Raw genomic sequence first — 14,527 nt, 5'->3', positions numbered from 1 at the left:
AAACGGTAGCCCATATTGAGGTTATCGTTTTTTTATTGCTTAAATCGCCTGGAGAACATTTCCCCCTCCCCAGTCAGCAGCCACTGGGAACTAACCCCAAAATCTCTCACCAGCCACGTCAAATAGCACAACTGAAACTCGTTCACCGGTTTCTTGCGCAGCTGGTAGAAGTTGCCGGGGTTTAGCTCGTACTTAGTGGCAAAGCTGATTTTTCCGCGCAACACCCGCCGACTGACCAGCTCGTCGATGGCCTGAAAAAATCGTTTATTTATTAGCTGTGATTCGGGATTTTGCATGAGTGAGGCAGGTGGGTTTCAGTCATGTTTCAGTGGAGGAACAAAAAATGCACTGTAACTTATTGAAGTTCAGTGCATTGTTGTTTTTGCCTTGTGACCACGGGGAGACTCGAACTCCCATGCCTTGCAGCACCACCCCCTCAAGATGGCGTGTCTACCAGTTTCACCACGTGGCCATTTCTGCGATGCGGGTGCAAAGATAAGATTCTTGTTTTCTTTTGCCAAACAGAACTATGAAACTTTTCCTTTTTTAGCGGAAAGTGGCTCATAAGTGGCCAAAATTTCGTACTTTTATCCTTCTAAATCACGTTTAAAAGTCCAATTTTTATGGCACTGGAATTAGTCGGAAAACTCATAAAAGTTCTGCCTGAAGTATCGGGGCAAAGCCAGAAAGGCCCTTGGAGTAAGCAGGAATTCGTTATCGAAACCCTTGATGCATCATACCCAAAAAAAGTATGCCTGACGGCTTGGGGTGATAAAGTAGCAGACCTAAAACAGTATGCTAGTGGCGACACATTAAAAGCTACATTTAGTGCTGAATCCCGCGAATATAATGATCGTTGGTATACTGAATTGCGAGCCTTCCGTATTGAACTAGCTGAAGGAGATGCTGGCTCGGCACCCGCTCGCCCTGCTGCGACTCAACAACCGCAGTCACGGCCAGCTCCGCAGAGTCAACCGGCTGCTATGTCGTTTAATGCAGCCTTTGATGAAGAAAGTAATGATTTGCCCTTCTAATGAAAAGAAGGTGTAATAAGTAAAATGAGTGTAGTAGGTAAACCCGCTACACTCATTTTACTTATTACACCTTCTTTGTGATTCGGCTGGGATTCGAACCCAGGACCCATACATTAAAAGTGTATTGCTCTACCAGCTGAGCTACCAAATCGGTTGAACTGTGAACCCTCATGAAAGGGGCTGTTCTTAATTGTGGTGCAAAATTATGGCCTTATTTCGTTCATTGCAAGCCATTCCCCTTAAAATAAGCCTATTTTTTTGTTTTTGTTCGGTGGGCGCGCTGGCGCAGACGATCTCATCTGACTCGCTCCGACGAGCCGATTCCCTGTTTGCCTCTGGCGATCAGGCAAATGCAGCGCATTTATATGAGATGGCCTTAGCCGAAGGACATTCGGCTACAGATCCTATGTTATTGAAGTTAGCCAGCGCCTACGAACAGCAAAATGATGTGCCCCGGCTACTTTATTACCTGGATGTTTATTTTGACAGACATCCTGACGATGCCGTATTGCGTCGAATGAGCGACATTGCCCGGGCGAATAATCTGAGCGGTTATGAAACGGATGATCTAAATTATTTTTACCTCTTCTATCGCAAATACGGTATCTATTTCCTGCTTTTCCTCCTGATTCCTGCGGGTTATGTTTTTAGCGTACTAATGCTTAAAGTACTTCAGAAAGAGGCAATTCCAGGACGGCAAAAATGGATTATATTCGTCTATCTGCTGTTACTGTTGATCTTCACGAACCTACCCGAAGGAGTGCAATCGGGTATTACCAGTCATGACCGTGTCTTGTTACGCACCGATCCATCCGCAGCAGCCCCCATTGTTGACGTGATAGGGAGAGGGCACAAAGTCAATATTCTGGGTACAAAAGATATCTATTTACGCGTCCTCTGGCACAACGAACTGTACTTTATCCGTCGGGATAACGTGTGGATAATTTAGTAAGTGGAGTAGGTGGAATGAGTGAAGTGAGTAGTGTGAATGTGAAAACCCTGTAACCACCACACCCACTACTGCACTTAGTTCACTATTTTTTTAATGGTGAGTCCTTCTCCTTGGCCAATGTATTGTAAACCAGTTTGTCCATCAGGCCAGGCAGCCATTTATTCATGAAGACGGTAAATTTTCCCTGTGTTGTCAGGACGAGTTCTCGCTTTCGATTTTTTACGGCTCTGAGTATGTGGTCGGCGCATTCCTCGGCACTCATCATACTTGTTTCATCACGCATGGTTTCACCTTTTGCCTGACCATGTGCATCAAGAGCCGATACACGAATGTTGGAGGCCGTAAAACCAGGGCAGGCAGTCAGTACATGAACACCAGTATGCAGCAATTCAGTCCGAACTGCTTCCAGAAACCCGTTCATAGCAAACTTGGAGGCTGAATAGCCACTCCGAACGGGTAGGCCCCGGTACCCGGCAATTGATGAAATGCCAACAATAGAGCCCTTGGTTGCCTGAATGTAAGGTAGGGCGTAGCGGGTGGCATATACCGTTCCCATAAAGTTGATATCCATCACTTTCTGAATAACAGCCGGATCGGTGTCAATCAGCATGGAACGCATACTAATACCCGCATTATTGATGAGTATATCTAACCGACCGAAGTGCGAAATAGTCTGTTCGATGAGTTGCTTGACATCAGCTTCACTGCTTACATCAGCTGTTACCGAAAGTAGATTAATTCCTGCCTGGCGAAGTTCATCGCTAACGGTTTGAAGGGCTTGTGCCGTACGGCTACAGATCACTATGTTGGCTCCTTCGCGCCCGAATGCAAACGCTAATGCTCGGCCAATGCCCGATGAGGCACCGGTAATGAGTACAATTTTATCTTTCATAAGGAAGAACAAAGGTACGTGATTCGGAGATTGGTGGAGTAGGTGAAGTAGAGAAGTAGTTTGAGTAAGTGCAGTAAGTAAAGGCGGTAGTTATAGGATTTTCGCATTTTACATGACTACTTCACTCACTCCACCTACTCCACTACCTCACCAGCGTTACTGTTCCCTTAAAGGTTCGTTTGGTTGTTAGGAGAAGGTAGTAGTAAGTACCAACTGGAGAGTCGTTGCCGTACCATCGGAATTTTGGATCGGTTGATGAGAAGATCGTAGCTCCCCAGCGGTTCGTAATGTCTATTCGCTTGAATTGTTCTTCACAGGAGTTTTCAGGCAGATCTTTCACTGCAAAATAATCATTATACCCGTCGCCATTTGGAGTAAATATATTCGGAACCTTTACGTCGGCGTTCACCGATGGGTTTTTGACATGAAACGTAACCGTAGTTACATCCGTATGGTTTGGCTGGCAGGAGCGGTCATCAACGACAAAATCAACAATAAACGTAGCTTCCGATTTCCCAGCCATCAACTCGCAGGTGGGCTTCCAGGTAAAGGCTGATTGAAGGGTTGGCAGACCTGACTTATCCGTAAAATTCATACCCGCTGCTTTTACGTCGAAACCCCGTCCTGTACCGATTAGTCGGATGGTATCCCGGTCGGGATCATTTCCCAACACATCGAAAATTGTTCGGCCAATCGAGTCGGCGGTACTAACGGTCAACTCAACTACGGGTTGAGCCAGCGTGGTTCGTACACTCGGTGGCTGGCTTGGGATGCCTATTGCCGCCAGCCTAACCGTGACCGTATCACGCAAATTCTGGTTGCATCGGGTGTCTGTCACAATAAAGTCGACCACATAATCGGTCTGGGTAGCCTGAGCACAGGTGGGCTTCCACGAAAAAGGCTGTGATACTTTGCCCAAACCCGATGCTGAACCGAAACTCATACCTGCCTGGGCCAGCGTGAATCCGCGGCCAACGGCCTGAATAGTGACGTTGTCATTGTCGATGTCGTTCCCAAAGGCATTGAACGTAAGCGATGAGCCAACCGTAACTTTTCCTTGATTATTCAGTAGATCAGTGCCGGCAACAGGTTTGTGATTCAGGGAGGGAATTATGTTCAGGCGAATACTAATGGTATCACTCAGACCTTGCGGACAGCCGTCATCTGTTGCCCGGATAATCAGCGTAAAAGGCTTGCCATCGGCCCCAACGCATCGCCCGAAACAAAAGTTAGCTTGTAACGTATCGCGGGTTGAGCGGGTAAACAGAACGCTTGGGGTAAGGAAAAGCCCAGGTAGCGATCCGCTCATGTTGGTAATGCTAATCCGCTGGTTAGGGTCAATATCAGTTATGTATAAGCTCAGGCAGTTCGTGTCTTTTTCCGCAATGGTAATTACACTTCCCTGTGTATAAAAGGTTTTTTGGCCATCGGGGCGGAACAACAGTTTGGGTGGATTATTTTTCGGGCAATCCACTACCAGCACCTGAAAATCACGCCGAACAACGCCAATTAATTTTTTATTCCGATACTCACCCACTTCGACCGAGAAGACAAATAGCCCGGCCCGATCAGGGGTTACACTGAGCAGTCCTGAGCGCGAATCGACACGCAGAGGGGCGGTTCCCGGAATTTCATTCGCGGTAGAGATGCCATTAGACCATTGGATCGACGTATAAGGACCCGAGTAGAAAACAGGCTGTTGTGCCTGATTTAACGCGCCCGGATCAGGCACAGCTGCTGTACTAAAGCCATTATAGGGCGTGACCAGGGTGTAAGTCAGGCTATCACCATCGGCATCCTTGGCACTGAAATCAAGTGTAAAAGGCTGTCCAATACAGGCGTAATCACCTTTAGGGACGGTAAATACCGGTGATGAGTTTGTTTGCCCACTGGAAATGGCCGGGAATTCCAGGTAAAATACGGAGCCGGCTGCGCCAGGGTTTGTAATATTAACGATAGTCCCGTTTCGGCAACAGCGTTCCCAGGACATATAATAGCCGCCTGGGTCATTAAAAATGTTGGGATCAAGGGTTAGGTCTGTACTATACCGGATCAGCAACGTACTCAGGTTAGCAACTGCACAGGTAAGTCTTGTATAAGCTACGGGCTCGCTACTGATACGAGTAAGTGGAACATAGCCAATAAATCGGTTCGTTCGTTTCGCAAAAACGCCAACGGTAACGACTGCATCATTGGCACCGGGATTTCCGTTGATGGCATCGAAATACAAGTTCAGGTTAATGCGATGGGTATAAAATCCCTGCGTACCCAAATAACGCAGCTCTAACTCGCCCCCAACAATATGGGTTGCCTGGGCAAAGTGGCTCATAACCAGGAGTAAACTGGTTAAAAATAAGGGTATCCATAACGTGCGGTACAGTTTCAACATACGTAGAATCGATTCGGTATTGAGACCGTCCCAAAACGGCTGCTTAAATTAGCAGTTTTTTAGGACTAATTTATGCGTAGGAAGACTCATAAAACCCCCGAACGGTTGGCAAGCGTCCGAATTGATGCCGTGGCAGCCGAGGGAAAGTGCATTGTGCGTACCGACGAGGGCGTTATTTTCGTTGAAAACCCGACCGGTGGTCCGGGTGTGGCTCCCGGCGATGTTGTGGACCTGCGCATCACCAATACCAAAAAGCAGTATCGCGAAGCTGTTGCCGAACGTGTTCACGAGTGGTCGCCGGTGCGGGTTGAGCCATTTTGCGAACATTTTGGTACCTGTGGCGGCTGCAAGTGGCAGCATATTCAGTACAGTGAGCAACTGGGTTTCAAGCATCAGCAAGTGGTTGATCATCTGACGCGCATTGGTAAAGTAGAATTGCCTGAAATACGGCCAATTTTGCCTGCTCATCCTACGCAATACTATCGCAATAAGCTTGAGTTTACGTGCGCCGAAGGCCGATGGCTGACCCAGCGCGAGGTAAGCACCCGCGAGTCGATTGATCAGCGAGCCGTGGGTTTCCACGTGCCCGGTCGGTTCGATAAAGTGCTGCCTATTCATCATTGCTACCTCCAGCCCGATCCGTCTAACGCTATCCGGCAGGCGGTTTCGGACTATGTTTTTCAGCATGATATGACGTTGTATAATCTGAAAACGCATACGGGCTATTTACGAACGCTCATCATCCGCACTGCCGACACTACGCACCAGGTTATGGTAACGTTGCAGGTTGCTCAGGACAATCCGGAGTGGTTAAACGGCTTGCTCGGTCACTTACAAGCTAACTTTCCGCAGATTACGTCGCTAAACTATATTCTGAATACCAAGAAAAACGATAGCTACCAGGATCAGGAAGTCATGAACTGGTCTGGAAAACCCTACATCGAGGAGCAGATGGGGGAGGCCGATGGGCCGCCACTCACGTTCCGTATTGGCCCCAAATCGTTTTACCAAACCAATGCGCAGCAGGCCCACAACCTGTATAAAATCACCCGTGAATGGTCCGGACTAACGGGCCACGAACGAGTGTATGACTTGTATACCGGTACGGGTACAATTGCCCTGTTTGTGGCGCGTCGGGCGCGGCAGGTAATTGGAGTTGAATATGTGGAAGCTTCAGTAGCAGATGCGCGTGTCAATGCCCAGGTAAACGGAATCACAAATGCAACTTTCGTAGCAGGAGATATGCGCGATATTCTGACCGATAGCTTCTTTGACCAGCATGGTCGACCAGAGGTGGTCATTACGGATCCACCTCGTGCCGGAATGGACGAGGCCGTAACCCGCCAATTGCTGAAAGCCGCTCCCGATCGAATCGTGTATGTAAGTTGCAACACGGCTACTCAGGCCCGTGATCTGGGTATTCTGGACGAAGGCTATTCGGTAGCCAATGTACAACCGGTCGATATGTTTCCGCATACGCATCACGTAGAGAATGTAGTACTCTTGAGGAAAAGAGGGTGAAGTGAGTGGAGTAAGTGTAATAGGTGAAGTTAGTGAAGTGAGTGGAATAAGTGTAGTAGGGAGAAACGAGTAGCCTTACTTTTCCTACTATACTTACTACACTTACTCCACTCACTTCACTAACATCAAAATTCTAGATACGGGGCAATCTTCTCGATGGTTTTAGCATCTAGTATCCGAATGGGTTTAAGCGACTCTGCCGAGGTATAGGCACCGTGTTGCTCACGATAATTGACAATGATTTGCGCCTGGCGACGCGACAAAAACGGATGCCGATCCAGCTCCTCAGCCGTGGCGGTGTTAATTGGTAGTTTGTGAACCGTCGACCGGATTTTGCCGAATTTCACCAGTTCGTCGAGCGCAAGGGAGTCAAGGCCATAGATATCCCGAAACTGCTCCGTCGAAACGAAGCCGCCGAGTGCATCCCGAAACTTGACGATGCGCCCGGCCAGGGTAGCGCCAATGCCTTTCAGCGCAATTAACTGGGAGGTATCGGCTGTGTTAATGTCGAAAGGTTGTGGAATGGGCTTGGCAGGCCGTTCTGCAAAGGTCGGCCGCTCTGCATAAGCTGGCCGTTCGGCCGGTTTGTAAGGCTCATTGCTATAAGGCTTACTGGTCTCGTTACTCGGCCGTTCTGAATGTGTTGCTTCTTTTAATGTGATATAAGGCTCTAGTTGATCATAGAGGTCGGGTGGGAAGTCGTAAATGCGGAGCAAATCTTCTTTCTTACGAAACTGCCCGCCTTTAGCGCGGTACTTATCGATGCGATCCGCTAACCAGCGCGGTAGTCCTAATTGCTGCCATCCAGCTACACTGATCGTGTTAGGGTCGAATTGGAAGAGTTTGGGCTCGCTGAAGTGCTCGGCAGTGGTTTTGTCTTTATCCGTCCGACTACCGAACTGTGGCTGTTTAGCCTCTTCGGCCTGCATGAGTACTACCAGACTGTCGAGTTTACGCGCATCGGCAAGGGAGGTATCAATTGGTTTTCGGTCAGCAACGAATCGATAAACGAATGGAATTAGTAGGCAAAGGAGCGTCAGAAAGATCAGTACGCTGAAGCCTCTAGCCTCCTTGTGCGAAAATCCAAAATAATCACGAATGAGGGATTGGAGCCGATTGAACATGACTAACAGATAGTTGCGGATGGGTATGTAACTAGCGCAAACTAAACTGTTAAATTATTTTATGCAACTCATTGCGATTATTAGTCGACAAATGACTTTTTCTCAACAGCAGAGCGCTCAGAACGCTGTAGCCACCAGCGGAAAATAAAGACAGCTAACTGGGCTGACAAAACGCCGACACCGGTGCCTGCCAGTACATCGAGTGGATAGTGGGCGGCCACATAAATTCGACTATACGATACGATGGCGGCCCATAAAAAGCCCCATAACAACCAGGGGTACCGCTTGCCCAGTAACAGCCAGAGTGTAGTTGCCAACGCGAATGTGGTTGCCGCGTGTGAAGACACAAATCCATATAAACCACCACATTCCATTACTGGATGCATTAGTTTTTGCACTGCAAGTTCATGGCAGGGCCGCAACCGATGGGTGAGGGGCTTAAGCACCGATGACGCTATCTGATCACCGATGGCAACGGCTGCGATAATTGTAAGTAAGAATCCGATTGCTTGTTTTCGGTACTTATAAATCAGCCAGCCAATGAGTAGAGCATAGAGCGGAAACCAGCTGTTCCGCTCCGTTATCCAAATCATGATCGGGTCCAGCCAGGGCATGTAACGACCATTGAGCCAAAGGAAGAGCTCGATGTCGAGCTGATTGAGTGTATCAATCATGTTACAGCACCAGAAACTGACTCAGGTAATTCCGGGCGGTCAGAATAGCCGTCTGAACATCATCTGGGTGGGCCTCATAAGCTTTATCTTCAACTTCGATGCAGACAGGCCCGCGATAGCGAACATCGGTCAGGGCCGCGAAGAAATCACGCCAACGTACATCGCCCAGGCCAGGTAGTTTAGGAGAGTGATATTCCAGCGGATTGGCCATGATCCCCACCCGATTTAGTTTATCAGGGTAGAGTTTCACATCTTTCAGGTGAATATGATGAAGCCGGTCGCGATAGTTGTAAATAGGCTTTACTTCGTCCATCATTTGCCAAATCAGGTGACTGGGATCGTAATTAAGTCCCAGCGCCCTGGAGGGAATAATCTCGAACATCCGATCCCAGATGGCGGGCGTGGTTGCCAGGTTTTTGCCCCCTGGCCATTCATCGTCTGTAAACCACATTGGGCAGTTTTCGATGCCGATTTTTACATTACATTCCTCAGCTACTTTCACAATGGCCGGCCAATGATCGGCATACAATTTCAGGTTATCCGTAATGCTCAGTGATGGATTCCGACCAATGAACGTATTGACTACAGGCACCCCCAGTTTGGCTGCGGCTCGTATGATTTTCTTGATATGCTCCCGATAGAATTCGGCCTGCTCCGGGTTAGGGTCAAGTGGATTTGGGTAATAGCCTAGGCCCGAAATGGAAATATGATAGAGCTTGGTCAGCGTATGAATTTGATCTACATTCAGGTTGTCGACATCCACGTGGGTGACGCCTGCATACCTGCGGACATCGGCATTGCCGGATGGCCAGCACATCAATTCGACGCATTTGAAATTGTGTTCTGACGCAAATTTTAACACGCCATTCAGGTCATAATCAGCCAAAATAGCCGAAACAAAGCCGAGGTTGAGCATACGTTTAGGGTTGATTCGAGGGTGCAAAATAAACAAAATCAGGACAGATACTGACAACTGCCCGACAATCCCTTATGCTGATCAATACCCATTTGTTTCGGCAATGGGGACTATTGGCGTATTGGCATTAACTGCGCCAAACCGCCGGTAAGCCTCTTCCATGATGGCTGCCGTAGCCGAAGTGCCCAGTCGCGAGACACCCATTTCTTTGACGTGTAGCAGACCATCAAGCGTACGAATACCGCCGGAGGCTTTTACCCGAACGTTCGGGCCAACGTGATCGAGCATCAGCTGAAGATCGTGTTCTGTTGCTCCTTCGTAGTTGTAGTTGCCATCGCTGCCTTTTACGAAACCAAAGCCAGTAGATGTCTTGACAAACTCAGCACCGACTTCGGTACAGATCTGGCAGAGTTTTATTTTATGCGCATCATCGGGCAGGAAATCATTCTCGAAGATCACTTTCAGAATGGCTCCATGCACCTGGCAGGTTTTATGAACCACACCGATTTCGTCGGCAACATAGTCCCAGTCTTCGCCCAGCACTTTGCCGATATTAACAACCATATCAATTTCAACCGCTCCATCCTGGCAAGTCTGCTCCGTTTCAGCAACTTTCAGGCTCGTGGTACTCGCACCATGCGGAAACCCAATCACCGTTCCTACCAGCACATCTGAACCAGCCAACCGTTCAGTTGCCATTCGAACGGCATAGGGCTTAATACAAACCGAGGCCACATCGTATTTCAAGGCCAGTTCGATGCCTTCACGGAGTTCAGCATCGGTGAGGGTTGGGTGAAGCAGCGCATGGTCAATGAGTTTGGCGATGTCGTGGATTAGGGTTGCGTTCATAATCAGGGTCATGGGGGAGTTTAGGAATTAGGCACCAAATGTAGGACATGGTATTTGTATAGATCGGCTTGGGTGGAAACTATTGATAGACGCTCATTGACTATAAAGTATTCTACCGATAAAGAGAAGGTTATTGAAGGTGGTAAGAATATTTCTAATCTTTAGACCTGATAAAATAAGTTGCCCGCTTTTCAAAAATTCTATCCCAATAACTCTATGTTCCCTCCCCGATTTTCTACTTTCCTAGCCTGGTCGCTGGTGGTTCTGACCATTGGATTTAGTGCCTGCGCTCGTATTCCTTCACAGTCTGTGGCTTTATCGGATCAGCTACGGGCTGAAGTAGCGCGCATGCACCAATTGAATGTAGCGCTAACAAATAATTTGTTTCAGCGTAAACGTGCAGATATTGATGCCTTTATCGAGAAGGAGTATATACCAAGTTTTGCCGCAACGTTGATGAAAAGTCTTCCGGCCGATTTTAATGTGAAAGATAACTTTCCCGCTCTGCTTAGTAAGAGCATGGTTAGAATCAGTGCCCGGCGCGATTCGATGCAAACCGCTCTGGATGCACAGCGGATTAGTTTAATTGAACGACTGAATGAAGATTACCGAATTTATGAGCGTGGTGCTGTTGGCCTACAGGCATTACTCGAATCGGCGGTGAAGGTTTCCGATAGCCGCCAGCAGGCGTTCAGCCAGCTTAAATCTTTATCTGGTAATCGTATTGACCTCAATGCCATCGAAGGAACTATCGATACGTTCATTCGTAAAGGCGGGAAACTCTCCGACAATATTCAGCAGCTAAATGATGATCTAACGAAGCTATTCAACCCCAAACTCCCTAACTAAGATGCCTGATGAAATAGATATTGACAAATTGATCGATACGGCCCTTAACGAGACCGATAGGAAATTTCGATCCCAGATTGCTAGTCTCACGACGCTAAAAATGGCTGAGGTAGAGGAACTTATTAACGAATCGGCCATCACGAAGGAAGACTTTGCCAAAGTTGTGGGCGAAGTTAAAGATGCAACGAAGAGTAATGAAGAGAAAGCCGCTGCGATTCAGAGTATCTCGAAAGGGGTAGACCTATTGGTCGGTATTGCGGCCAAATTGCTTTAACAATAAGACTAGTTCGATTTCTGCAACCCCCGCCTTTGGAAAAGATTCAGTTTCCAAAGGCGGGGGTTGCCTATTTGATAGAATGGATCAATAAACTCATTCTGATACTGTCCCTGGGAGTATCAATACTGTGTTAATTGTGATGATCTTGGTGATGGTATTTTTCTTATGAGAAAGGGTATTTTTCCCATTGTGCAGATGGCAGCAGTAATTTTACATTTGCGTAGGTGATAAATAGCACTTCGCCCATTCCTGAATAAATAACTGCTTTTCATCCCTTTAATTTCTATTCCAATGTCTACACCATCTCCAGTACAAAGGCCCGGTATGCACCATGGCGTAATCGAACGCGGCTTAAATGCAACCGTACATTCCCGCCTTCATCAAGGCCGTTTTGGGCGCATGTTCAGAACGTTGCAACCCGCAACATTTAAAGAGGCTGATCTGCGAAAGTTGGCTGTCGCTATGACGTCAGAGCCGGAAATCGATCCCAAGACGAAAAAGCCAATGGTTACGTCGGAAAAAAAAATTGACGATGAAGAAAACTTTGGTATTCCCGCTGGGTACACCTATTTCGGGCAATTTGTGGATCACGACATTACGTTCGATCCGATGAGCAGCCTGATGAAAATGAACGACCCTAGCGGTTTAGTTGATTTTAGAACGCCTGCCCTTGATTTAGATAATGTGTATGGTCGCGGTCCCGACGATCAGCCATATATGTATGATGCTGACGGGAAAAAATTTCTATTGGGTGATCGAAATTTAACCGCCAATGATCCTCATAAAATTTTAACGAAGGATCTTCCCCGTTTTCGCCAACGGGCCCTCATCAGCGATAAACGGAACGACGAAAATGTCATTGTATCGCAGTTGCAGGGGCTTTTTTTGCGTTTCCATAATTTTGTTGTCGACCAAAATCCTGATGCATCTTTTGCCGACGTTCAGCAGATTGTGCGCTGGCATTATCAATGGTTAATCTTATTTGATTATTTACCCCGGCTCGTTGGCAGAGAACTGGTTGAAGAAATACTACCGCACATCAACACAGAATCGGGAAAATCTATTTTTAAAGTTGAAGCGAATCTGCTCTTTTTTAAATGGGAAAATTTTCCATTTATGCCCGTTGAATTCAGCGGAGCCGTCTATCGTTTTGGGCATAGCATGATCAGACCCGTTTATCGGCTGAGCCTGGGGGATTTGCCCGCTATTGAGCCCGAAATTCTCCACTTAGAGGGCCGTCGTATGATCTTCGCACCAAAGCTTGATGATGGGCTTAATGGTTTCCGGGAGTTTCCTGAGCAGTGGGGTATTGACTGGAAACTGTTTTTTGAGACGAGGGATCATAAACTCTCTCCGTTACCCTCGTTTAGGAATAAGAAACGTGTGCAGCCTGCTTACAAAATAGATACATCGCTGGTGTCGCCCTTAGCGGCATTACCTGAATTCTCGATACCCGGCACTAACGATCCTGTCGACAAAAAACAACCCAATATGCTTGCCCTTCGAAATCTGCTGCGTGGCATGGTATTGGGATTGCCTTCTGGCCAAGATGTTGCCCGCTATATGGGCATCGATCCCATTCCAGACCACGACCTGATTGCGGGGAAGGCAAATATTGATGGACTTGACAATGAGAATCATAAAACGATACGAGCGTGTGGGGAGAGTTTTAGGAACAAAGCCCCCCTTTGGTTTTATATTCTGGCCGAAGCCCGGCACGAATGGGTAAAAAATAGAAAAAGCGAGGCCGAAGAAAAAGAAAATCCGACGCCTACTCGTTTGGGGCCTGTTGGTGGTCGGATTGTAGCTGAAGTACTTATTGGGTTAATATATGGTGATCCGAACTCATTCCTGAGTTTAAATCCGAACTGGAAACCTGATTTTGGCGATGCAACGGCTACATCTGTTTTTGACCACTTCACAATGGGGGATCTTATTGAGTTGCCAATACCATGAACATCAATCTACCCACCCTGCTCGATGTGGCGATTGGCCTCGTTTTTATCTTTTTCGTATTCAGCATTTTTGTGTCAGGTATGGTGGAGTTGATCAATACCTTTCTAGGTCAACGGGCAAAATTGCTTAGAAGAGCGCTGGAGAAAATACTGGGAAAGTTAGCGGACGACTTCTTTGATCATAAACTCACCGAGGTGAAAGAAGAGAAATTCTGGGGTTTTCTGAAGCCAGTCAATTATCTCTCTGCCGACTCTTTTTCGACGGTTCTGATTGATATATTGGCTAAGTCAGACGTACCCATACCCGAGGGAGTAAAGCCTACCGATCACACATTTGAAAAAATTAAGGAAGTACTTCTTCAAACGGACAACAGGCATAAGGCGATTAAAGAACTCATCAGACCTATTCTGGCTAAATCCAATAATTTTCAGACATTCAAAGATGAACTGGAAAAATGGTACAATGGCTATATGGAGCAGGTATCGGGTTGGTTCAAACGCTATGCACAGGGCGTAGTCTGGATTGTAGCTGTGCTGGTAGCAGTCCTACTAAACGTGGATACCATTTACCTGACCAACAGGCTCTTTACTGATAGTGGACTTCGCGACAAACTGGTAGCAGAGGCCATTAAGACGACTCAGGACGGTGGAAAATCATTTGAGAAAGATACCAAGTTTGGCGAATACCTTCATGAGCATGAACATGAATATGACGCTAAACTGGCAAGAGATACCACGTTAACCGAGCCGGGTTCCAAAACGACCCATTTAACATTCATCCTTAATTCAGGGTTGACCGATACGGATAGTCTTGCGGTACAGACACTATATGTTCGGTTTATTCAAGACCGCATAACTGATCTCAAACTGCCAATTGGATGGAAGCTGCCGAGCGACAAATCAAAAAGTGACAAGTGGAGCCTTCAACCTGGACAAAGTATTGTATTAGCCCTTTTGGGCTGGCTGCTGACAGCTTCCGCACTTTCGTTTGGCGCCCCGTTCTGGTTCGATTTACTGCTTAAACTGGTGAATATCCGTAATACAGCTCGTAAACCACCTGGTAATCCTGATCCTGATAAATAGCTAATTTGGGGT

14 protein-coding genes and 2 tRNA genes are annotated in these 14,527 nt (G+C 47.3%); 7 read left to right on the top strand and 9 right to left on the bottom strand.

Annotated features, from left to right (window positions below):
- Positions 1-32 precede the first annotated feature (32 nt).
- Together EXU85_RS20205 and EXU85_RS20200 are read right to left on the bottom strand one after the other, a co-directional pair.
- Positions 33-296, bottom strand: a complete 264-nt coding sequence (locus EXU85_RS20205; RefSeq protein ID WP_142773818.1) for a hypothetical protein — start codon at positions 294-296, stop codon at positions 33-35.
- A gap of 94 nt (positions 297-390) precedes the next feature.
- Positions 391-472 (bottom strand) — tRNA-Leu (locus tag EXU85_RS20200).
- A 151-nt stretch (positions 473-623) separates the two neighbouring features.
- On the opposite strand from EXU85_RS20200, the gene EXU85_RS20195 reads away from it, so the two are divergent.
- Entirely contained in the window at positions 624-1,034 is a 411-nt protein-coding gene (locus EXU85_RS20195) for a DUF3127 domain-containing protein (RefSeq protein WP_142773817.1), read from the top strand.
- 78 nt (positions 1,035-1,112) lie between these two features.
- Here EXU85_RS20195 and EXU85_RS20190 read toward each other — a convergent pair.
- Positions 1,113-1,185, bottom strand: a tRNA-Lys gene (locus tag EXU85_RS20190).
- 54 nt (positions 1,186-1,239) lie between these two features.
- Between EXU85_RS20190 and EXU85_RS20185 the strand changes: the two genes are divergently transcribed.
- Positions 1,240-1,983: a hypothetical protein gene (locus tag EXU85_RS20185; protein ID WP_142773816.1), complete on the top strand. Its 744-nt coding sequence runs from the start codon at positions 1,240-1,242 to the stop codon at positions 1,981-1,983.
- Between the two features lie 85 nt (positions 1,984-2,068).
- Here the strand turns inward: EXU85_RS20185 and EXU85_RS20180 are convergent, their stop codons facing one another.
- Together EXU85_RS20180 and EXU85_RS20175 are read right to left on the bottom strand one after the other, a co-directional pair.
- Complete coding sequence (locus EXU85_RS20180) at positions 2,069-2,878, bottom strand: SDR family oxidoreductase (RefSeq protein WP_142773815.1); 810 nt, start codon at positions 2,876-2,878, stop codon at positions 2,069-2,071.
- 142 nt (positions 2,879-3,020) lie between these two features.
- Entirely contained in the window at positions 3,021-5,267 is a 2,247-nt protein-coding gene (locus EXU85_RS20175; protein ID WP_142773814.1) for a gliding motility-associated C-terminal domain-containing protein, read from the bottom strand.
- A 72-nt stretch (positions 5,268-5,339) separates the two neighbouring features.
- On the opposite strand from EXU85_RS20175, the gene rlmD reads away from it, so the two are divergent.
- Positions 5,340-6,788 (top strand): 23S rRNA (uracil(1939)-C(5))-methyltransferase RlmD, encoded by a 1,449-nt coding sequence (gene rlmD / locus EXU85_RS20170; protein ID WP_142773813.1) that lies wholly within the window; start codon positions 5,340-5,342, stop codon positions 6,786-6,788.
- A 125-nt stretch (positions 6,789-6,913) separates the two neighbouring features.
- Here the strand turns inward: rlmD and EXU85_RS20165 are convergent, their stop codons facing one another.
- The 4 genes from EXU85_RS20165 to deoC form a co-directional block, all read right to left on the bottom strand.
- The gene (locus EXU85_RS20165; RefSeq protein WP_142773812.1) at positions 6,914-7,912 is read right to left on the bottom strand and encodes a helix-hairpin-helix domain-containing protein; all 999 of its coding nucleotides are present in this window, start codon (positions 7,910-7,912) and stop codon (positions 6,914-6,916) included.
- 80 nt (positions 7,913-7,992) lie between these two features.
- Positions 7,993-8,586 carry a phosphatase PAP2 family protein gene (locus EXU85_RS20160; RefSeq protein ID WP_142773811.1) on the bottom strand — a complete coding sequence of 198 codons (594 nt, stop codon included), beginning with the start codon at positions 8,584-8,586 and terminating at the stop codon, positions 7,993-7,995.
- Between the two features lies 1 nt (position 8,587).
- A complete protein-coding gene (locus EXU85_RS20155; protein ID WP_142773810.1) occupies positions 8,588-9,502 on the bottom strand; it encodes a sugar phosphate isomerase/epimerase in 915 nt (304 codons plus the stop codon).
- A gap of 81 nt (positions 9,503-9,583) precedes the next feature.
- A complete protein-coding gene (deoC, locus tag EXU85_RS20150; RefSeq protein WP_142773809.1) occupies positions 9,584-10,351 on the bottom strand; it encodes a deoxyribose-phosphate aldolase in 768 nt (255 codons plus the stop codon).
- 216 nt (positions 10,352-10,567) lie between these two features.
- On the opposite strand from deoC, the gene EXU85_RS20145 reads away from it, so the two are divergent.
- The 4 genes from EXU85_RS20145 (at position 10,568) to EXU85_RS20130 (ending at position 14,515) form a co-directional block, all read left to right on the top strand.
- Positions 10,568-11,200: a hypothetical protein gene (locus EXU85_RS20145; protein ID WP_142773808.1), complete on the top strand. Its 633-nt coding sequence runs from the start codon at positions 10,568-10,570 to the stop codon at positions 11,198-11,200.
- 1 nt (position 11,201) lies between these two features.
- Entirely contained in the window at positions 11,202-11,474 is a 273-nt protein-coding gene (locus EXU85_RS20140; protein ID WP_142773807.1) for a hypothetical protein, read from the top strand.
- A gap of 294 nt (positions 11,475-11,768) precedes the next feature.
- Positions 11,769-13,433 carry a heme peroxidase family protein gene (locus tag EXU85_RS20135; protein ID WP_210422392.1) on the top strand — a complete coding sequence of 555 codons (1,665 nt, stop codon included), beginning with the start codon at positions 11,769-11,771 and terminating at the stop codon, positions 13,431-13,433.
- Complete coding sequence (locus EXU85_RS20130) at positions 13,430-14,515, top strand: hypothetical protein (protein ID WP_142773806.1); 1,086 nt, start codon at positions 13,430-13,432, stop codon at positions 14,513-14,515. Before EXU85_RS20135 ends, EXU85_RS20130 begins: the two co-directional genes overlap by 4 nt.
- Positions 14,516-14,527: the final 12 nt, after the last annotated feature.

The organism is Spirosoma sp. KCTC 42546, assembly GCF_006965485.1.
In the GTDB taxonomy this organism is placed as follows: domain Bacteria; phylum Bacteroidota; class Bacteroidia; order Cytophagales; family Spirosomataceae; genus Spirosoma.
Note: the sequence above shows the minus strand (reverse complement) of the source record. Positions and strands in the feature narration are given on the sequence as shown.